General features: G+C 67.6%; 18 protein-coding genes. 7 read left to right on the plus strand and 11 right to left on the minus strand.

The window, feature by feature from the left end:
• Positions 1-109: 109 nt before the first annotated feature.
• From hemB to ACTHLF_RS10860, 7 genes are all read right to left on the minus strand, one after another.
• Positions 110-1,099 carry a porphobilinogen synthase gene (gene hemB / locus ACTHLF_RS10830; protein ID WP_440327323.1) on the minus strand — a complete coding sequence of 330 codons (990 nt, stop codon included), beginning with the start codon at positions 1,097-1,099 and terminating at the stop codon, positions 110-112.
• Between the two features lie 126 nt (positions 1,100-1,225).
• Entirely contained in the window at positions 1,226-1,996 is a 771-nt protein-coding gene (locus tag ACTHLF_RS10835; protein WP_440327325.1) for a heme ABC transporter ATP-binding protein, read from the minus strand.
• The gene (locus tag ACTHLF_RS10840) at positions 1,993-3,030 is read right to left on the minus strand and encodes a FecCD family ABC transporter permease (RefSeq protein WP_440327327.1); all 1,038 of its coding nucleotides are present in this window, start codon (positions 3,028-3,030) and stop codon (positions 1,993-1,995) included. The genes ACTHLF_RS10835 and ACTHLF_RS10840 overlap by 4 nt, the downstream gene beginning before the upstream one ends.
• The gene (locus ACTHLF_RS10845) at positions 3,027-3,863 is read right to left on the minus strand and encodes a heme/hemin ABC transporter substrate-binding protein (RefSeq protein ID WP_440327329.1); all 837 of its coding nucleotides are present in this window, start codon (positions 3,861-3,863) and stop codon (positions 3,027-3,029) included. Before ACTHLF_RS10845 ends, ACTHLF_RS10840 begins: the two co-directional genes overlap by 4 nt.
• Complete coding sequence (locus tag ACTHLF_RS10850; RefSeq protein WP_440327330.1) at positions 3,860-4,933, minus strand: hemin-degrading factor; 1,074 nt, start codon at positions 4,931-4,933, stop codon at positions 3,860-3,862. The genes ACTHLF_RS10845 and ACTHLF_RS10850 overlap by 4 nt, the downstream gene beginning before the upstream one ends.
• Positions 4,934-4,945: 12 nt before the next feature.
• Positions 4,946-7,264, minus strand: a complete 2,319-nt coding sequence (locus ACTHLF_RS10855) for a TonB-dependent hemoglobin/transferrin/lactoferrin family receptor (RefSeq protein WP_440327332.1) — start codon at positions 7,262-7,264, stop codon at positions 4,946-4,948.
• Between the two features lie 154 nt (positions 7,265-7,418).
• The gene (locus tag ACTHLF_RS10860; protein WP_440327333.1) at positions 7,419-8,513 is read right to left on the minus strand and encodes an ABC transporter ATP-binding protein; all 1,095 of its coding nucleotides are present in this window, start codon (positions 8,511-8,513) and stop codon (positions 7,419-7,421) included.
• 226 nt (positions 8,514-8,739) lie between these two features.
• Here ACTHLF_RS10860 and glk point away from each other — a divergent pair, with 226 nt between their 5' ends.
• Entirely contained in the window at positions 8,740-9,783 is a 1,044-nt protein-coding gene (gene glk / locus ACTHLF_RS10865) for a glucokinase (RefSeq protein WP_440327335.1), read from the plus strand.
• A 195-nt stretch (positions 9,784-9,978) separates the two neighbouring features.
• On the opposite strand, the gene ACTHLF_RS10870 is transcribed toward glk, so the two are convergent.
• From ACTHLF_RS10870 to secB, 3 genes are all read right to left on the minus strand, one after another.
• Entirely contained in the window at positions 9,979-12,990 is a 3,012-nt protein-coding gene (locus ACTHLF_RS10870) for a DEAD/DEAH box helicase (RefSeq protein WP_440327337.1), read from the minus strand.
• Positions 12,991-13,109: 119 nt separating this feature from the next.
• Positions 13,110-14,147, minus strand: coding sequence for an NAD(P)H-dependent glycerol-3-phosphate dehydrogenase (locus ACTHLF_RS10875; protein WP_440327339.1), 1,038 nt, complete (start codon positions 14,145-14,147; stop codon positions 13,110-13,112).
• Positions 14,148-14,150: 3 nt separating this feature from the next.
• Positions 14,151-14,642: a protein-export chaperone SecB gene (gene secB, locus ACTHLF_RS10880; RefSeq protein WP_440327341.1), complete on the minus strand. Its 492-nt coding sequence runs from the start codon at positions 14,640-14,642 to the stop codon at positions 14,151-14,153.
• 311 nt (positions 14,643-14,953) lie between these two features.
• On the opposite strand from secB, the gene rpmB reads away from it, so the two are divergent.
• Both rpmB and rpmG read left to right on the plus strand, forming a co-directional pair.
• Positions 14,954-15,190, plus strand: coding sequence for a 50S ribosomal protein L28 (gene rpmB / locus ACTHLF_RS10885; RefSeq protein WP_216156715.1), 237 nt, complete (start codon positions 14,954-14,956; stop codon positions 15,188-15,190).
• An 11-nt stretch (positions 15,191-15,201) separates the two neighbouring features.
• Positions 15,202-15,366 (plus strand): 50S ribosomal protein L33, encoded by a 165-nt coding sequence (gene rpmG / locus ACTHLF_RS10890; RefSeq protein ID WP_045829048.1) that lies wholly within the window; start codon positions 15,202-15,204, stop codon positions 15,364-15,366.
• A 106-nt stretch (positions 15,367-15,472) separates the two neighbouring features.
• Here rpmG and ACTHLF_RS10895 read toward each other — a convergent pair whose 3' ends face one another.
• On the minus strand, positions 15,473-16,666 hold the full coding sequence (locus ACTHLF_RS10895; RefSeq protein WP_440327343.1) for a DesA family fatty acid desaturase: 1,194 nt from the start codon (positions 16,664-16,666) through the stop codon (positions 15,473-15,475).
• A gap of 236 nt (positions 16,667-16,902) precedes the next feature.
• Here ACTHLF_RS10895 and ACTHLF_RS10900 point away from each other — a divergent pair, with 236 nt between their 5' ends.
• The 4 genes from ACTHLF_RS10900 to ACTHLF_RS10915 are packed head-to-tail and all read left to right on the plus strand — an operon-like array spanning position 16,903 to position 20,205.
• The gene (locus ACTHLF_RS10900) at positions 16,903-17,634 is read left to right on the plus strand and encodes an ABC transporter ATP-binding protein (protein WP_440327345.1); all 732 of its coding nucleotides are present in this window, start codon (positions 16,903-16,905) and stop codon (positions 17,632-17,634) included.
• Positions 17,631-18,386 carry an ABC transporter permease gene (locus tag ACTHLF_RS10905; RefSeq protein ID WP_440327347.1) on the plus strand — a complete coding sequence of 252 codons (756 nt, stop codon included), beginning with the start codon at positions 17,631-17,633 and terminating at the stop codon, positions 18,384-18,386. Before ACTHLF_RS10900 ends, ACTHLF_RS10905 begins: the two co-directional genes overlap by 4 nt.
• Positions 18,386-19,732, plus strand: coding sequence for a GldG family protein (locus ACTHLF_RS10910; RefSeq protein ID WP_440327349.1), 1,347 nt, complete (start codon positions 18,386-18,388; stop codon positions 19,730-19,732). Before ACTHLF_RS10905 ends, ACTHLF_RS10910 begins: the two co-directional genes overlap by 1 nt.
• 2 nt (positions 19,733-19,734) lie before the next feature.
• Positions 19,735-20,205, plus strand: a complete 471-nt coding sequence (locus ACTHLF_RS10915; protein WP_440327350.1) for a hypothetical protein — start codon at positions 19,735-19,737, stop codon at positions 20,203-20,205.
• Positions 20,206-20,313: the final 108 nt, after the last annotated feature.

Genomic DNA, 20,313 nt, shown 5'->3' on the forward strand with positions numbered 1-20,313 from the left:
TGGACACACCCGGGGGTGGGGCATGGCGGGGGGCCGGGGGGGGGGGCTTTTTGGTTGGGGGCACCACCCCTGCCCCCCCCCCCCCCCGCTCCCACAAGGCCGCGGGGAATCAGGCCTTGAGCCAGCGGGCAACATCCAGGGCGAAATAGGTCAGGATGGCATCCGCGCCGGCGCGCTTCATCGCCACCAGTGATTCCAGGACGACCGCTTTCTCATCCAGCCAGCCGTTCTGCGCGGCGGCCTTGATCATCGCGTACTCGCCGCTCACCTGATAGACGAAGGTCGGCGCACCGAAGGTCTCCTTCACCCGGCGCACGATGTCGAGGTACGGCAGGCCCGGCTTCACCATGACGGCATCGGCACCTTCGGCCAGGTCGAGCTCGACCTCGCGCAGCGCCTCGTCGCTGTTGCCCACGTCCATCTGGTACGTGTGCTTGTTGCCCTTGCCGAGGTTGGCCGACGAACCCACGGCATCGCGGAACGGACCGTAGAAGCTCGATGCGTATTTCGCCGAGTAAGCCAGGATGCGGGTGTGGATGTGGCCGGCCGCCTCGAGCGCGTCGCGGATCGCACCGATGCGTCCATCCATCATGTCGGACGGGGCCACGAAATCCATGCCGGCCTCGGCCTGGGCCAGCGACATCCGGATCAGCGCCTCTACGGTCGGCTCGTTCATCACATAGCCATCGGCGTCGATGAGCCCGTCCTGGCCGTGCGTCGTATATGGGTCGAGCGCGACGTCACCGATCAGTCCCAGTTCCGGGAAACGCTTCTTCAGCTCGCGCGTCGCGCGCTGGAACAGCCCGTCGGGGTTCCATGCCTCGCGCGCGTCCTCGGTCTTCGCGGAGCCATCCACCGACGGGAAGATCGCCAGCGCGGGAATACCCAGTGCGACGCACTCGGCGCCGAGCTTCACCAGTTCATCGATGGAAAGGCGCTCGACGCCCGGCATGGACGGCACCGGCTGGCGGACGCCCTGGCCCTCCACCACGAACGCAACCATGATCAGGTCGGCGGTGGTGAGCACGGTTTCGCGCATCAGGGCGCGGGAGAAGGCGTCGCGGCGCATGCGGCGCATACGGACAGCAGGAAAGGTCATGGGACGTGCCTGGACGTGTGGCGATCCCGCCATTTTACGCCCCGGCGGCCAACCCGGGGGCGGCAGGTCGTCGCAGCCCGCGCCCGCGGTCGTGGGAGCCCACCCCGTGGGCGACGCCTTTCACCCCTACGCCACGTCGATACCGAAGCTCCGCCCCAACGGAATCCCATAAATCTCCGACAACAACGCCGTATCCAGCGCATCCCCCGGCGCCCCGTGCCGCAACAACGCACCCCCGGCCAGTACCGCCACCTCATCCGCATACCGCGCGGCGAGGTTCAGGTCATGCAGCACCGCGATCACCCCCAGGCCCATCGCCGCGCACGCCCGTGCGCGGCGCAGGATGAAGTGCTGGTGGGCGATGTCGAGGCCCGCTTCCGGCTCATCCAGCAACAACCATGCTCCCTGCGACCCACCCTGCCAGATCTGCGCCAGCACCCGTGCGAGCTGCACGCGCTGCTGCTCGCCACCGGACAACGCGGTGTAGCGCCGATCGCGCAACTCCCAGGCGTGCGCGGCGCGCAACGCCGCCACGGTAATCGCTTCGTCGCGCACGGCATCCGGCACGTGCGGGCTACGGCCGAGCATCACGACTTCGCGTGCGGTGAAACCGAAAGCCAGGTCGACCCGCTGCGAGAGCATCGCCCGCCGGCGCGCGAGCGCACGCGGTTCCCACGCGGTGAGCGGTAGCGCATCGAGGGTGACATACCCGGCATCCGGCCGGATCCGCCCAGCGAGCGCGCCGAGCAGCGTGCTCTTGCCCGCGCCGTTCGGGCCAACCAGCACCAGCAACCGTCCCGGTGTGGCTGCGAGCGATACATGGCTCAGGATCGCGCGGCCCTGGCGCACGATGCCGACACCTTCGGCGACCAGCTGACTGACTGCGTTGGTCGTCATGACACTCCCTCCCCCACCCGGCGACGCAACAGCAGCCAGAGGAAGAACGGGCCGCCCACGAGTGCCGTGAGTACGCCGATCGGCAGCTCACCGGGTGCCACCACGGTGCGCGCGAGCGCGTCGGCAGCGACGAGCAGGGTGGCGCCGCCCAGCGCGGAGGCTGGTAAGAGGAACCGATGATCCGGACCACACGTCATGCGCAGCAGGTGCGGCACGACCAGCCCGACGAACCCGATCACGCCCGTGAACGCGACCGAGGCACCCACCGACAAGGCGACCAGTCCCACGAGCAAGGGCTGCAGGCGTTCAGGGCGGAACCCCAGCAACGCGGCCTCACCATCACCCAGCAGCAACGCGTTCAACGCGGCCGCGGCGCGCGGCAACAGGAGCAGCGGAACCACGATCCACGGCGCAACGATCCCAAGCCGCCCCCAACTGGCGCCACCCAGGCTGCCGAGCGACCAGAAGGTGAGATCGCGCAACTGGTTTTCGTTGGCGAGGTAGGTGAGCAGGCCGACGCCCGCCATGGCGATCGCATTGATCGCGACGCCGGCGAGCAGCAGGTTCGCGACACCCGGCCGACGCCGTCCAATGGCGAATACCAGCGATGTCGCGACGAGGCCGCCGATGAAGGCCGACACCGCCACCACCCACGAGCCCGACTTGCCACCGAGCACGATCGCCCCGACGGCGCCCACGGCGGCACCGGCCGAGACGCCGATCAGCCCCGGGTCAGCGAGTGGATTGCGGAACAACCCCTGCATCGTGCTGCCGCCCGTCGCCAGCGCAGCCCCCACGGCCGTCGCGAGCAGCATGCGCGGCAAGCGCAGGCCAAGCACGATGCCGTCGTCACCCTGCGGCGCTTCACCCGTGAGCCAGCGCCACAGTGCGCTGGCGACATCGGCCGGCGCGATCGCCATGGCGCCGCGGGTCAGGCTCCAGATCGACGTGGCGAGCAGGAGTAGCGCCAGCGCGCCTAGCAGGGCGCGGGGCCCCGGGCGACGCCTCGGCAACGACGCAGCCACGCTGTTCACGGCGCGGCCCAGCGCGCCTGCAATGCCGCGGCGCTTTCCGCCGTGCGCGGGCCAAAGCCAAGCAAGGCCTGGCCTTCCACGAAGTAGATCCGCTTTGCCTTGCCGGCCGGCGTATCGGCAACACCCGGCATCCGCAGCACGCCGTCCACACCGCCCACCGAGGCCTCCTGCTCCTTCATCAGCACGATTGCATCCGGCTTCATGGCCACGAGCGACTCCGGCGACACGGCTTTGTATCCCGGCACGTCCGCCGCGGCATTGATACCGCCCGCCAGCACGATGGCGCGGTCCGCCGCGGTATCGCGGCCGGCAGCCATCGGGCTGCCCGTGCCGGCCGACATCAGGTACACGGCACGCGGATGCGTCGGCATGGCCGCCACGACCTTCGCCAACGATGCAAAGCGCGCGGCCACATCGTTCGCCAGCGCATCGGCTTCCTTCGCATGGCCCGTGATAGCACCGATGCGGCGGATCTTCGCTTCGATATCCTGCGGCGACCGCGATGCAGGCAAGGTTTCGATCTGGACGCCAGCGCCACGGATCTGTTCGATCGCGGTCGGCGGACCCGCATCGTGCGTGGCGAGGAGGAGGTCGGGGCGCAACGCGAGCACGCCCTCCGCACTGAGCTGGCGGACGTAGCCGACGTCGGGCAGCTTGCGCGCGGCCTCGGGCCAGGTGCTGGTGCTGTCCACCGCGGCAAGCTGGTCCTGCGCGTGGATGGCATAGACGGTTTCCGTGACATCGCCACCAAGCGAGACAATGCGCGACGCGGCTTCAGCGACGCACGGCAACGCCGCCATCGCGGCGGCGAGGACGAATGCCCGCGCGTTCATGCCGCCACCCCGACGGTGGCGAGCAACGCCCGCCAGTCATCCCGCTCGGGCACTCCGGGCTTGCGCTTGCCGAACACCTGCACGATCTGCGTGCCGTCCGCTGCATAGAGTTCCAGCGACGTCACCACACCTTCCGGCACGGGCTTGCGGACGATCCAGCTGCTCACGATCGCATCGGTGCGCAGGTGCAGGTTGAACGCGGGATCCATCACGTTGATCCACGGGCCCGCCATCACGATGTTGCTGACCGGGCCGGTGTGGATCTGCACCACGCCCGGCGAACCGACGAACACCATCAGCGGCGTCCCGGTCGCCGAGGCGCCTTCGAGCACGGTGCGGATCGCCGCATCGGAAACCCGCGTGGCGAATTCTTCGCCCACCAGGCGGAGCGCCTGCGTGCGCGTGACCTTGTGCTTCTTCAGCATCGCGAAGAAGTCGTGCGGATCGCGCAGCGCGCGCCAGTGGTCGCGCAACGAATCGGCATCCACCGCCGCATCGTCGAGACGCTCGGGCAGCGGCTCCTCCACGCTCACGATATCGATGAGCGGCGACTGCACCGCGGCTGTATAGCGGTGCAGCAGTGCGCGCCACGCCGAGCGGTTGGTGTCCTCGGTGACATACACCTTGTGCACGGCCTTGCCGTCGCCATCGAAGAACTGCAGGCTCTCGAGCTCGCGGCCACGCGATACCTCCTTCACCGCGAAGCCGTAGCGCCAGTGGCGGAGGAACAGGCGCAGGTCGATATCCTCGGCAAGCACGATACCCATGGCGCCGCCGATATCGATGTGGTCGTAGGCGCCCTTCTTTTCATGAACGCAGTACTCGTTGCGCGTCAGCGCCATCACGCGACCGAGTGCGGGCAGGTCGCGGATGATGTCGGGCAGCTCGCCTTCGAGGCGGGTCACGCCATCGCCGACACGGCTTGCAACCAGGGCGCCTTCGCTGACGCCCAGCCGCTGCGCGGCGTCCCGCGCGCGCAGGCCGGGCTCGGCCTCACGCAGGAGACGGTAACCCTGGAGAAGCGCCGGGATGTCGATGCGCGGCGCGGTAGCGGTCTGGATATCCTGCATGGCGCGGTCTCCTCAGAAGGTGTAGCGGGCGGATACGACGAGCGCGCGGCCGGGCATGGTCAGTCGCTCGATCTGGGCGTTGCGCGCCTGGGCGTCATCGACGCCGCCGCCCGTGGCGACGTTGGTCAGCACGCCGCCGTGCAGCGAGCCCCAGTCCCAGTACTTGCGATCGGCGATATTGGTGACGCCGGCCATCAGCTCCAGCGGCTCCCACGGCTTCCAGTGCGCATAAAGATCGAGCGTGGCGTAGCCGGGCGCGCGGAACGTGGTGTCGTCGTCGAGCCGCGACTTGCGCTGCACGCCCTTGCCCACCAGTTCGGCGCCCCAGTCCTTCGCGTCGTAGGCGATGCAGAGCGTCGCCGTGAGCGGGTCGACACTGTTGAGCGGCGACCAGCCACCCTCGTAAGTCTTCTTGTCGCCCTTCGACGCGGCCAGGTTGCCTTCGATGCGCCAGCCGGCCAGCGAGTCGTTCAACGCGCCGAGCATGAGGCCGCCCGAGGCTTCGACGCCCTTGATCGTGGCCTTCGGGAAATTCACCGCCTGCATGACGATCAACAGGTTCTGGCTGACCGCCCACTGCGGCCATTCATTCCGCGGCAGCGTGTAGCCGCCGAAGATGAAGTTGCGGTAGCGGTTGTAGTACGCGCTGGCGCTGAAGTAACCGAGGTCACCGTTGCCACGCACGCCGATCTCGATGCCCTTGCTCGTCTCGGGCTTGAGGTTCGGGTTGGGTACGATGCCGTAAAGACGCGCAGTGCCCCAAGCCACGGCCAGTTCGTTGTACAACGGCGGGCGGAAGCCCTGGCTGTAGTTGCCGAACAGTTCGACGTTGTCGGTGACGGCGAAGGTCACGCCGAGCTTCGGGGAGAAGCGGTTCTTCTTCACATCACCCAGGCCTTCCTGCACGAACGAGCTCTGGTAATACGGATCGTTCTGGTCCGGCTTGAACGCATAGTGATCCCAGCGCACGCCCGGGGTGATCCGCAGGCGGCCGTCCATCAGGGCGATCTCGTCCTGCGCGAACACGGCGTAGCGGTCGGTGTCATTGCGCGGGAAGAAGCGCAGCGGGTAGTTCTCCGGCATGTACGGGGAACTGCTCGATGTGATGCCGGTGGCGATGTTCGTGCCCTGCCCGCCCAGCTGGCCGGTCGGCGTGGTGCGCGATGCCTCGACGCCGTAGGCGATGTGCTGTTGCACGCTGCCCGAGTCGATCGTCTTGCCGAACGTGAGGTGGCCGCCGACCACCTTCTCGTTCAGGTCGCTGAGGTACAGGCGGTCGTACGTTGCGTTGCGCGTGGGTACGTTGGCGAGCGTACGCGTCTGCGATTCGGTCTCGGACTTCTGCCAGTACAGGTCCCACTCGAGGGTGTCAGCGATACCCATGGCGATCGTCGGGAAGCGCTGGCCGACCGAGACGCGCTGGCGGGTCGCGCGGTCGTTTGCCGTGTCGGTAAGCAGGCGCGTCGTGCCGGCCTGGCCGACGGCGCTGAGGACGTTGGTATGGACGTTGTTGCGGTAGAAGTCGGCGGTCACGCGATCCTCGCGACCGCTCGCCGCGACGTGCACGTATTTCGCGAGCAGGCTGGTGCTGTTCTGGGTCAGTGGATCGGGGCGCGTGCGAGTGTAGTTCTGCGTGGCGACGTCGCCCTTGTTGCCCAGGTCGTGGCCTTCGATGTGGTTGGCCACGATCACCAGGCCGCTATCCGGACGGCCGCCGGCCAGCGTGAGCGAGGTGCCCAGTGAACGGTCGGCGCTGTCGTAGCGCTCGCGCACCGAGACGTAGGTGTCCTTACCGTCCTTCAGGTAATCGGCGGGGTCCTTCGTGGTGTAGCGCACCGTGCCGCCGAGCGAATCCGACGGATTCAGGGCCGAGGCGGGACCACGGGTGATCTCCACGGCCTTCAGCGTGTCCGGGTCGACGAAGCTGCGGCCCGCGCGCATGCCGGTGGTGGAGAAGCCGAACGAGCTGGAGGCCGGTACGCCGTCGGTCAGGATCGATACGCGGTTACCGTCGAGCCCGCGGATGTTGTAGCTGTCGAGACCCCAGCGACCGGCGGTGCCGACAACGGAAACGCCGGGTTCGTACTTCACGAGGTCGCGGATGTTCGCGACAAGGTGGCGGTCCATCTTCTGCCGGTCGATGACCGTAACCGTGGCCGGCACGTCGAAACGCAGCGACGAACCGATCGCGGTGACGGTGATGCGCGGGAGGTCGTCCGTCGTCGTGGCGGCGATGGGCGCGGCGGCCGCGTCGGCGGCATGGGCGCTGGCGGCGCAAAGCAGTGCCGCGCCTACGGCAGCGGCGAGCAGGGTCTTCCGGGTTGTGTACACGTGGAACGTCCTTCGCTAGGGATCGGGAGCTTGCGAAGGAGGCACGTGCCTCCGGGCTGGCGGCCGGTTATCGGGGCATGGTTCGCCGCCTCTTCATGGGCGGTCGCCGCCTAGCTTATTGCGAATGGCTCGCATTCGCAACATGAGATGATACTCACGCGTCGATGCGTGAAGTCGTCTCCGGGTCGAAGAAGTGCAGGCGCTCAGGCTTGAAGCCCAGGCCGACATCCGTGCCCGGCTGGATCGACGAATGCGGCGGTACGCGCGAGACGAGCTCCTCACCGGCGTGGCGCATGTTGAGGAATACTTCGTTACCCACGGGCTCGACGACCTCGACATGTGCGCGCAGGCGCTCATCGATGCCGGCATGGTCCGCGACCGTCAGAAGGTCTTCAGGCCGCAGCCCGACGATCAGCGGCTTGTCGACGTAAGCCGCCAGCGCCGGCGTGTCCGCGCCCAGCGCGATGCTGCCCTCCTTCATCACCAGGCGCAGCCCATCCTCACGACGCAGCGTGCCGTGGAACAGGTTCATGGCCGGGCTGCCAAGGAAGCCGGCGACGAAAAGATTTGCCGGCTTGTTGTAGAGGTTCATCGGCGTATCCAGCTGCTGGATCACGCCGCCGTTCAACACCACGATGCGCTGGCCGAGCGTCATCGCCTCGATCTGGTCGTGGGTGACGTAGACCATGGTCGCGCCGACGCGGCGATGGATGCGCGCAATTTCGACGCGAGTCGAGAGACGCAGCTTCGCATCCAGGTTCGACAGCGGCTCGTCGAGCAGGAACACGGAAGGGTCACGCACGAGTGCGCGGCCGAGGGCGACACGCTGGCGCTGGCCGCCCGACAATGCCGCGGGCCGATGGTCCAGGCGCTCGTTCAAGCCAAGCATGTCGGAGGCATCCGCAACGCGGCGATCGATCTCCGCCTTGTCGGTGCCACGCAGGCGCAGGCCGAAGCCGAGGTTCTCGCGCACGGTCATGTGCGGGTACAGCGCGTAGTTCTGGAACACCATGGCGATGTCGCGATCCTTCGGCGCCACGTCGTTCACCACGCGGTCGCCGATGGTCATCGTGCCGCCCGTGATCGATTCGAGCCCGGCGATCATCCGCAGCAGCGTGGTCTTGCCACAGCCCGAGGGGCCGACCAGCACCAGCAGCTCGCCATCCGCGATCTCGAAGCTCGCCTCTTTCAGGGCCACGTGGCCGTTGGGGTAAACCTTGCGTACCTTGTCGAGGCGAACCGCTGCCATCAGAACTCTCCGGGATGTGTCGGGGGCCGGCCCGCCTGCGCGTGCCATGGACCCGGTGGATGGGGTATTCTGCCGACGTAATCGTTTACGTCATAGTGTCGGTTCCCCACGGCCCCATTCAGGACTCCCCGGTCGTGTCAACGGAGTGAAGAGCAAACCGTCACTAGACGTCAGGCCCCGCAAGAGGCACCCTTGCGGGCTTCCGTGACACGACAGGTTTCCCATCATGGCCAACGTTAGCGCCGCGGCGCCGACCCTGCTCGCCGACCTCGGCGGCACGAATGTCCGGTTCGGCATCGCCCACCCGGAACAAGACCACCCGCTGGTCCAGGAAAGCATCCGCCGCTACCACGTCAAGGACTACGCCTCGCTGGCTGACGCCGCGAAGCAGTACTTCAAGGAAACCGGGCATGAGGCGCAGCGCGCCATCATCGCCGCCGCGGGCCGTATTGATAACGGCGAGACCGTGAAGGTCACCAACAACCCCTGGGCCATTTCCGCGCACAAGCTGGCAAAGGAACTGGACCTCGAGTGGGTCCACCTGGTCAACGATTTCGCCGCCCAGTCGATGGCGGTGATGCTGATGAGCGCGGACAAGGTCATCGATGACAAGGGCACCACCGAGCTCATGGCGGTCGGCAACGTCGCCGTGCCGCGGATCGGTGCGAAGGACGAGCAGACCTTCGTCGTCGTCGGCCCGGGCACCGGCCTGGGCGTCGGCGGCCTGCTGATCCGTGGCGACAAGGTCAGCGTGCTGCAGACCGAGGGCGGCCACGCCGGCTTCGCTGCGCACAGCCCGGAAGATATCGAGATCCTGAAGGTCCTGAACCTCCGTTACGGCCGCGTCTCGAACGAGCGCCTGATCAGCGGTGGCGGCCTGCAGAACCTCTATACCGCCATCTGCGAGATCTCGGGCCAGAAGCCCGACGAGACGATCACCCCGGAAGACATCACCCGCCGCGCCACCGACGGCACCTGCCCGATGTGCCAGCGCGCGGTCGAGACTTTCGCCGGCATCTTCGGCAGCGTCGCAGGCGATCTCGTGCTCACGCTGGGTGCGTGGGATGGCGTGTACCTCACCGGTGGCATGACCCCGATCCTGATCCCCTGGATCCAGAAGCACTTCCGCGAGCGCTTCGAAGCCAAGGGCCGGTTCCGCGACACGATGGAGCAGGTGCCGACGCAGGCCATCATGAACCCGGAGCCGGGCCTCATCGGCGGCGCCGCCCTGGCGATCGTCGAGGCTGGTGGCACGCCGCTGCGCCGCTGAATCGCGCGCAAGCGCTCCCACAAGAGCCCTCGCAGCTCTTGCGTAGGAGCTCACCCTGTGAGCGACGCCGTTCGCGGAAGAACCACAGGGTCTTGGGCGGCATCGCGAAAGATGTCGCCCACAGGGTGGGCTCCTACGACGGCCCTGGCACGCTCCTGTCGGAGCGTGCTTGCACGCGATACGCGATGAAGTGGATCAGTTCGCCGGAGCGAGCAGCGCATCCAGGTCGCTTTCGTCGAAGCTCAGGCGCTCACGGCTGCCGCCACCTTCGAGCACCGCATCGGCAAGCTCCGCCTTCCGAGCCTTTAGCTCTTCGATGCGCTCTTCGACCGTCCCCGCCGTGATCAGGCGGTAGACAAACACCGGCTTGTCCTGCCCGATGCGATGCGCGCGGTCGCTGGCCTGCGCTTCCGCGGCGGGGTTCCACCACGGGTCGTAGTGGATGACCGTGTCGGCGCTGGTGAGGTTGAGGCCGACGCCGCCAGCTTTCAGCGACAGCAGGTACAGCGGTACTTCGCCATCCTGGAAACGCTGCACCGGTTCGGCGCGATCGCGGGTTTCACCGGTCAGTGTGACGTAGCTCAGGCGGCGACGATCCAGCTCGTTCGCGATGAGCTTGAGCATCTCGGTGAACTGGCTGAAGAGCAGCACGCGACGGCCTTCGGCAAGCAGTGCGGGTAGCATGTCCATCAGCAGCTCGAACTTCGCCGACTCGCGCACGCCGCGCGCGGCTTCGAGTTTCACCAGGCGCGGATCGCAGCAGACCTGGCGCAGCTTCAGCAGCGCATCGAGCACGACGATGCCGCTGTGCGCGATGCCGCGCTGTGCGATGACCTCGCGCAACTCTTCCGCGAGCGAAAGGCGCAGGCTTTCATACAGATCGCGCTGACGCGGCTCCATGACGACGCGGCGGGTGATCTCGGTCTTCGCCGGCAGTTCGGACGCCACCTGGGCTTTCGTACGGCGCAGGATGAACGGTGCGATACGCCGGTTCAGGCGCTCCTGCACATCGGTGTCCTGGTGCTTTTCGATCGGCGCGCGGTAATGACGGCGGAACGCGCCTTCGTCACCAAGCAACCCCGGAACGGCAAGGTCGATCTGCGACCACAACTCGCCAAGGTGATTCTCGAGCGGCGTGCCGGTAAGGCACAGGCAACGCGGGATCTTCAGCGCCAGCAGCGCGCGGCGCGCCTGCGTGCGCGGGTTCTTCACCTGCTGCGCTTCATCGAGCACGACCAGCGAGAAAGGCTGCTTCTTCAGCGCCTCAACATCACGCGGCATCAGCGCGTAGGTGGTGAGGATGACGTCGTTCTCCGCCATGCGGGTAAACGTCTCCGCACGCTGCGGGCCGTGCAGCGCAAGCAGGCGCAGGCTCGGCGCGAAACGCGCGACTTCCGACACCCAGTTCGGCACGAGACTGGTCGGCACCACGACGAGCGCTGGTGCATCGAGCTGCCCGCTTTCCTTCAGCGCCAGCAGGTGCGTGATCAGCTGCAGCGTCTTGCCGAGGCCCATGTCGTCGGCGAGCACGCCACCGGTACCGGCTTCGGCCAGCGCGTTCATCCAGCGCAGGCCATCGCGCTGGTAGCCGCGCAGTTCGGCGTGCAGGCCTTCGGGCACCGCATCGCTCGCGCGTTCCGCGGCTTCGCGCAGGCGCTTGGTGAAACCACGCAGGCGCTCGGGGGCTTCGAACGAACCGCCGCTGGGCAGCGCCTGCACGATCTCTTCGAGACGGCCGGCCTGCACGCGTGGCAGGTGCAACTGCTGGCGCGGCTTCTCGAGATATTCGGCAAGCGGTGCGAGCAAGTCGCGCAGTTCCTTCAGGCGCACGGGCACGCGGCGGCGATCGTCGACCGGCGCGTACCACACGGAATCTTCCGCTTCGCCCGGCATGGGGCTGAGGCTGAGCTGATGCTCCGCGAGCGCCTGCGCCACGGCGGGCAGCAGGTTCACGCGCTTGCCTTCCACCTCGATGCCGATTTCCAGGTCGAAAGCACGATCGGCATCGTCTTCGCGGGCCTGGCCGTACCAGTGCACGGGGCCTTCGAGCACTTCAAACGGGAAGCTGGGCGCGTAATCGAGCATGAAGCCATCGGCCTCGAGCTTCGGGCGCAGCGCCAGCCAGCGCGCGGGCGTGTTCACTTCGAGTGCGCCGGCGTAGCCCTTGCCGGGGAATAGCCACGCATCGTCAGGCAGCGTGTCGGCCATGTCCCAGGGCAAACCCTCGGTATCCACCGCCGGATTGAGTCCCGCGGTTTCCAGCGTCTCCATGCTGGCGAGTTCTTCGGCGCGGCGGCGCGTGATCTCGAGCAGCACGCCATTGCGCACGCGGCGAACCAGCGGCTCGCCACCGCGGCCGGGCAGGCGCTCGCCGGCGTAATCGAACGACAGGCGGCCATACGCCAGCGGCGGCGTACCGGCGGCAAGGCGGGCGTGCCGGGTCAGCGCGTGCAGGGTCAGCACGGGGCGCGGCGATACCTCCGCCCGGCGCATCTCGCCGAAGACCTGCGGAGCGGGGATCCGCTCGCCCAGGCCTGCTTCCCCCAGGCCAGAGGCGAAGGTGGCGGTGCTTTCCGGCGGCAACGGCGGCAGATCGAGCCACGCGCTCTCGGCGGCATCGCTTTCGAGCGGGCCTACCTCGGCGTGCTCGGCGTCGAGAAACCAGAGCGTGCCGACGCGGAACAGCCGCTGGCTGGCGGGCACGTCGGGGAGCAGCTTCTGGCCGCCATCCTTTTCGACGCTCCAGCGCCAGCGCAGGGCGTGCGGCGCGCCGCGCGAGAGACGCAGGCCGGCCACGCCGCCGAAGAAGCACGGCGCGGAATCCAGGACCTCGGCAAGCAGCTGGTCACCCAGCGGGCCGGCGAACCGCGCGTAGCTGCGGCTCTTGCGCAACGTCTGCGGCAGGCCGAGGACGGTGGCGGCAAGACGTTTCTCATTGATATTGAGAGCGGACTCCGGCAGATGCCGGCTATCCAGCGGCAACGGGCGCGAGAAACGGCCGTCTTCGCCCTGGGTCAGCAGGACCGGGGCGACATCCAGCCGGGCGGCCGGCTCGTGGTCGTCGTTCACGCCCTCGAGGAAAAAGCCCAGCACGGTGCGCTCTGCCGTGGGCGCCTTGGGCGCGATGCCACCCAGCGCGCGTTGCCACGCCACGGGGAGCTCACCCGCCGGTTCGGTTCGCCTGCGCTTTTCGTCCGGTTGATGCATCCGTGTCGGTCTCGCCTGCGCGACCAAAACAGGAAGCTTAGCAAAGGCACGGTGACGTGCCCGTAGGACTTTTTACCCGGGACCGGCCCGGTTCAGCGAACCGGGCGGTCGGCGGGGGCCTACGAGCGGCGGCTGGCGAACAGGTCGACCGGGTATTCGGCCTTCTGCTCGCGGCCCATCAGCCTGCGCACGCCCTCTTCCGGGGTGACTTTGCCATGCAGCACGTCACGGACAGCCGCCGAAATCGGCAGGTCCAGGCCGTGCTTGGCGGCTAGGCGGTCGACCTCGTCGGCGGTGACCACGCTTTCGACCACCTGGCCGATCTGGCGCACGGCATCCTGCAGGCTGGTGCCCTTGCCCAGGGCCAGGCCCAGCCGGCGGTTGCGCGACAGGTCGCCGGTGCAGGTGAGCACCAGGTCGCCCAGGCCCGCCAGGCCCATCAGGGTCTCGGCACGGGCACCGAGGGCGACGCCGAGCCGGAGCATCTCGTTCATGCCGCGGGTAATGAGCCCCGCGCGCGCGTTGAGGCCGAGCTCCATGCCATCGGCCACGCCGGTGGCGACGGCCAGCACGTTCTTCATCGCGCCGCCCAGCTCGGCACCGAGGATGTCGTTGCCGGTGTAGGCACGGAAGTTCGGCGCATGGAGCAGGACGGCCAGCTCCTTGCCGAACGCTTCGTCGGTGGCGTGCACGGTCACCGCGCTGGGCAGGCCGGCGGTCACCTCACGGGCGAACGACGGACCGGTGACGACCGCGGCCGGGTGGCCCGGCAGCTTTTCGTTCACCAGCTCGTGCAGGAAGCGGCCGGTACCGGTCTCAAAGCCCTTGGTGGCCCAGGAAATCCGGGCACCCGGGTCGAGCATCGGGATGATCTCGTCCAGCACGGAGGCGAACGCATGGCTCGGCACCACGATCAGCACGATGCCCGCGCCGCGCACGGCGGTGGCTAGGTCGGCCTCGTAGGCGAGCTCCGGCGGGAGATCCAGGTCCGGCAGGTAGCGCAGGTTGCGCCGCGCCGAGGCCATCTCGGCCAGGGCGGCGGCGTCACGCCCCCACAGGCGCGTGGGGACGTCGTTACGCGCCAGCAGGGCGGCCAGTGCGGTGCCCCAGGACCCGGCGCCGAGGACGGCGACGGTGGGTCGGGAAGGCGCGCTCACGGCTTAGCTGTTGAGCGTATGGGTACCGGCGCCTTCGACCTGCTGGCGCTGCTGCTCGGCGTACAGGGCATCGAAGTTGATCGGCTGGAGGAGGAACGGCGGGAAGCCGCCTTCCTGGACCATGGCCGAGACCATCTGGCGACCGTACGGGAAGAGCAGGTTCGGGCAGTACGAGCCCAGGATGCCGTCACGGTCTTCGTCGGTGAAACCGGCGATGCCGAAGATGCCGGCCTGGTGCACTTCGGCCAGGTACGCGGTGCGCTCGCCCAGGGCGCAGGTGAGCGTGAGCGACAGGACGACTTCGAACAGGTCGTTGCCGAGGTCGACGGCCTTGTGGCCCAGGTTCAGCTGGACCTGCGGCTGGGCCTCGGTCTCGCCCATTTCCTGGAAGATCTGCGGCGCGTTCGGGGCTTCGAACGAAGCGTCCTTCACGTAGATCTTCTGCAGCACGAGCTGGGGCTGGCCGGCCTGGCCGTTGGCGTTGAACTCTGCCATGGTCTGTTCCTCGAAAATAAGCGGCGTGGGTTGGGGATTCACGCCAGCGGCGCGAAAGCCGGGATTGTTTCACACAACCCGGGCAAGCGCACATCCTGCTTGCGTGAAGGGTCCATCATCTGGGAGAATGCCCGGCTCCCCTATGCCAACCCGCTTTGTCGGGCAGGCCCATCACGCGATGTGGGCCTCGAACTGGCGGGAATGCTCCACCTCCAGCCATCGCGTGGCGCCCCTGTATCCACGGGCCGTGTCGCTGGGCCGTTGCCTCCCTGGCCAAAGGGTGGTCAAACCGAATCTATAAGGAGGCCCACATGGCCCGTAGATGCCAAGTCACCAATAAGGGTGTGCAGACCGGTAACAACGTCTCGCATGCGAACAACAAGACCCGCCGCCGCTGGTTGCCGAACCTGCACGAGCGCCGCTTCTGGGTCGCCAGCGAGAACCGTTGGGTCAAGCTGCGCGTTTCTAACCACGCCCTGCGCACCATCGACAAGAACGGCATCGAAGCCGTGCTGGCCGACCTCCGTGCCCGTGGCGAGAAGATCTAAGGAGTCCGACAATGGCTGGCAAGCGCGATAAGATTCGCCTGATCTCCTCTGCGGGTACCGGGCACTTCTACACCACGGATAAGAACAAGAAGAACACGCCGGAAAAGATGCTGATCAAGAAGTACGATCCCGTCATCCGGAAGCACGTGGAATACAAGGAAGGCAAGATCAAGTAATTGATCTTGAGAAAAACCCGCCGAAAGGCGGGTTTTTTTTGGCTCCCGCAAGAGCAATAAAAAAGCCCGCCAATGGCGGGCTTTTTTACGCTGCAATCCGGAATGCTTACGCGCCGACGGCGGAGTAACCCTTCAAGCGCTGCGCGAACTGCTGGAGCGAGCGGATGCCGCTTTCCTCGGCTTCGTGGATCCACTGCTGGAGCGCGCTGAGCGCCTTGTCGGCACCACGCTCTTCCATCAGGGCGACGAGCCGGGCGCGGAAATCACACACCGTCTGCAGCGCCGGGCGGTTGGCCAGGGCGGCATGCATGCGCTCGCGGGCATCGTTGTCGAGCCAGCGGCCACCATCGGCCAGCGCACGGCGCAGGCGACGCGGCACGGCCTTCATGCGGTCGCCGGCCTGCTCCACTTCCTCGCGCATCGTCGGGAGGATGACGTTGCGGTAGTAGTCCGTGGTCGCCTGGAAACGCAGGGTGAGCACACCCTTCAGCGTCTCGGCATCCGGCAGGTGCACGTTCGGGCGGATATTCAGCGTGGGAGCCACGCGGAGCACCTTGGCGAGACGGAACACACGCAGCGTGCAGATCGCCGCCCAGCCGATATCGAACTCCCACTTGCGCAGGGCGAACTTCGCCGAGCTCGGGAACGCGTGGTGGTTGTTGTGCAGTTCCTCACCGCCGATCCAGAAGCCCCACGGCGAGATGTTCGTGGCCGTGTCGCTGCTCTCGAAGTTGCGGTAACCCCACCAGTGGCCGATGCCATTGACGAAGCCGGCGGCCCAGAACGGGATCCACAGCATCTGCACGGCCCACAGCGCCATGCCGATCACGCCGAACAGCGAGAAATCGATGACCGCCATGAGCACGGGGCCCCAGTACGGGTGCTTGCCGAACAGGTGGCGCTCGAACCAGTCATCCGGGGTGCCGCGGCCGTACTTCTCCATGTCGGCCTTGTTGTAGCTGGCCTCACGGTAGAGCGACACGCCGTCCAGGAAGACCTTCTTGATACCGAAGATCTGCGGGCTGTGCGGATCTTCCTCGGTCTCGACCTTGGCGTGGTGCTTGCGGTGGATGGCGACCCATTCCTTGACGACCATGCCGGTGGTGAGCCAGCCCCAGAAGCGGAAGAAACCGTTGAGCGTCCAGTGGAAATCGACGCCGCGATGGGTGGCGCTGCGGTGGTAGTACAGCGTCACCGTGAAGATGGTGAGCTGGGTGACCACGAGCATGTAGACCACGATCTCGCCCCACGAAGCGCGGGTGAGGCCGTTGGCCAGGAAGTCGAGCACCGTGTCGAACATCGAGTCGTTACCGCTTGGGTAGTGAAGGGGATGTACAGTTGTGCAGTCTATATGGGCGACCCCGTACCCACCAGCACGGAACGCGGCAAAATGTGAAGCCCATGGTTGTGGGAAATGCGGCGCTTTCCGCACAATCGCCGGATGACCGCGACCCGCCCTGTTCAGCCATGTGAAGACCGCCGGGCGCGTTGCCCGCAGGTTCCCGCGCGTTGCGCGACGATGGGCGATTTAGTCGCATGATCGATACCGGTCTGCTGAATGTCGCCGGCGTTTCCCGGCGCCGGGCGGGACGCGCCGCCGTGAGCGACGTGAGCTTTTCACTGAACCGCGGTGAAGTGCTGGGGCTTCTGGGCGTCAATGGCGCCGGTAAATCGACCACCCTGCAGATGCTGGCCGGGGCGCTCAAGCCCGATGCCGGCTCCATCCGGCTAGACGGGCGCGATTTCGTGGCGCAGCCGGCGATCGCCCGCGAGCTGATCGGCTGGCTGCCGGAAAGCGCGCCGCTCTGGCCTGAGCTCACGGTGGAAGAGCACCTGCAGGCGTTCGCGGCGCTCCGCGGCACCTCCCGGACCGCGGCCCGCGCCGCCGCCAGCGCGATCATCGAGCGGCTCCAGCTGGGCGAGCTTCGGCGCCGCCTGGCTGGGGTGCTATCGCAGGGCCAGCGGCAGCGACTGGGCCTGGCCTGTGCCCTGGTCCACGAACCGGCCCTGCTCATCCTCGACGAACCCGCCAACGCCCTGGATCCTGTCCAGGTCGGCGAATTGCGCAAGCTGATCCGTGAGCGAGCCGCCGCTGGCAGCGCCGTGATCCTTTCCACCCATGTGCTGGCCGAGGTGGTCGCCGTCTGCGATCGCGTCGCGATCCTGCATGAGGGGACGCTCCGCCACGATGCGCCCCTGGGCGGCGCCGAAGGAGGGAAGGCGCTCGAAGCCACCTTCTTCTCGATCGCCACGGGAGCGGCCGCATGAGCCTCGCCGCCGTCACCCGCCTGGAACTACGCCGCCTGGCCGTTCGCCCGCTCGCCTGGGCGCTGGCCGCGCTGACGATCGCTTGGCTCGCCTGGACCTTCGTCCTCGGGCTTGGCCAGTTCCTTGGCATGCAGGTCAAGCTGGCCGCGGTCGCCGACGCGCCCGGATTCACCGATCTCGTCGCTATCCCCCTGCTGGCCGAACTGGTCAAGCTCTCCTTCCTCGTCGTGCCACTGATGACGATGTCGTTGATCGCCGGCGAGCGTCGTACCGGTACGCTGGCCCTGCTCGCCTCGACGGGCCTGCCTGCCTGGCGCATCGTGATCGGCAAATACCTCGCGGTCCTCGCATGGCTTGGCCTGTGGCTCGCCGCCACGCTCGCGATGCCACTCATCGTTGGCGCCAGCGGTAGCGCCGACTGGGGCAAGCTGGCCGCGGCGACGCTGGGCACGGCCCTGGTGCTGGCGACGCTGGCGGCGATCGGCCTGGCCTGTTCCGCTGCCACGGCGTTTCCCGCCATCGCCGCGGCGATGGCGCTCATCATCACCCTCGCGTTGTGGACGATCGACCGGGGCGCTCAGGCGGCCGGCATCAGTGGCGGCTTCCTCGACTGGCTCACGATGGCCACCCATCTGCAGAACCTGTTGCGCGGGCTGGTGACCTCGGTCGACGTGCTCTGGTTCGTCCTCGCCATCGCGCTGTCGCTCACCCTCGCCATCCGCCGCCTCGGCACCGACCGGGAGCGTCAGTAATGCGCCGCCTTGATCGCTGGCTCGTCGTCATCGGGCTTTTCATCGCGACGGGATGCCTCGGCTTCCTCAGTTCGCGCCATGTATGGACGGCCGACTGGACCCGCGGCGCACGCGCCAGCCTCGCACCCGAAAGCGTCGCCGTGCTGTCGAAGCTGCCCGGCACGGTGGATGTCGTCGGTTACCTGTCGCCGACCGGCCCGCTGCGCGAGCAGACCGCGGCGGTGATCGAACGCTACAGCCGGGAGAAGCACGACCTGAAGCTGTCGTTCGTCGATCCGGACCTCGATCCGGCGGCATCACGCCAGTTGGGCATCAGCGGTAACGGCGCGCTGCTTGTCCGCTACAAGGGACGCGAAGAGCGCGTCGAGAGCCCGATTAACGAGCGCAACCTGTCGAACGCCCTCGAGCGCCTCGCCCGTGGTGGCGAGCGCATCGTCGCGTTCGTCACCGGCGATGGCGAACGGCAGGCCGACGGCGTCGCCAACGCCGACCTGGGCACCTTCATGCAGCAGATGGAGCGCCGCGGCATGCGCGCCGTGCCGCTCAACTTCGGGCAGACACAGGGCGGGCCCGAACACACCGACCTGGTCGTGCTGGCGAGCCCCGCCGCTGCACTGACCCCGCAGGCCGTCGGTGCGCTGGTGGATTACGTGCACGGTGGTGGCAACCTGCTGTGGCTCACCGAGCCAGGCAATGCCGATTTCGGCACGAGCGCACTCGCCGATGTACTGGGCGTGCGCGTGCTGCCGGGCGTACTCGTCGATGGCCAGGGCAGCACGCTCAATGTGAAGGACCCACGGATCATCGTGGCGTCGGACTATCCGTTCCACGCGATCACGCGCGCGTTCCGCGATACGACCCTGTTCCCGCAGGCTTCGGCGCTCGCGCAGGTTTCCGACCATGACTGGGCCGTGGTGCCGTTCCTGCGCTCGAGCGACCGTAGCTGGACCGCGTTCGGCGGCATCGACAATGACAAGCCATCCACTATCGCTTTCCATCCCGAAACCGGTGAGCTGAAGGGCCCGCTGGATTTCGGCTTTGCGCTGAACCGGCTCTCACCCAGCCCGGAGAAAAGCGAGCAGCGCGCGGTGATCATCGGCGACGGCGATTTCCTGTCGAACACGTACGTGGGCAACGGCGGCAATCGCGCGCTCGGCGAACGCATCTTCAACTGGTTGCTCGGCGATGACGTGCTCGTGGACCTGCCAGCTCGCGGGGCACCTGACCGGGTCATCACGGTGTCGCAGGACGGCCTGAATGCGCTGACGTTCGGCTTCCTTGTCGCGCTGCCCGTGCTGTTGATCGGCTGCGGCGGGTTCATCGCCTGGCGCCGCCGGAGGCGCTGAGGATGCGTGCGCGGACCATCGGGATCGTGGTGCTGCTTGCGCTGGTTGGCGCCGTGGCGTGGCAGATGCACTCCGACGATGCCGATGTGCTTGCCCACACGCTGACGCCGCTCGACCCCTCGACCGTGCAGCACGTCGACATCACCATGAAGGGCCTTCCACCCCAGCGCTTCGAGCGAGAGGGGGACCACTGGAGTGGCGCCGACCAGGGCCGGCCAGCCGATCTCGCCGCGCTGGCTTCCACGCCGGTAGCCGAGTGGAAGCCGGCGGCCGACTTCGCACCGGCCAACATCGGGCTGGCCCCGCCGCTCGCGATCCTGACCCTCGACGGCACCCGCATCGAATACGGTGACCTGGCCGCCTTGGGCCGCCAGCGCTACGCCCGCATCGGCGACCGCATCGCGCTCATCCCCGCCCAGGCCATGCCCCGCCCACCCCGCACCCAGGCCCTGCCTACAAAGCCGATGCTGTAGGAGCCCACCCTGTGGGCGACATCTTTCGCGGAATAGCCACAGGACCCGCGGCAGCGAGCCGAACCTGTGGGAGCGTGCTTGCACGCGATAGGCGGTGCCGCAAGCACC

The organism is Luteibacter sp., from assembly GCF_051958795.1.
Classification (GTDB): Bacteria; Pseudomonadota; Gammaproteobacteria; order Xanthomonadales; family Rhodanobacteraceae; genus Luteibacter.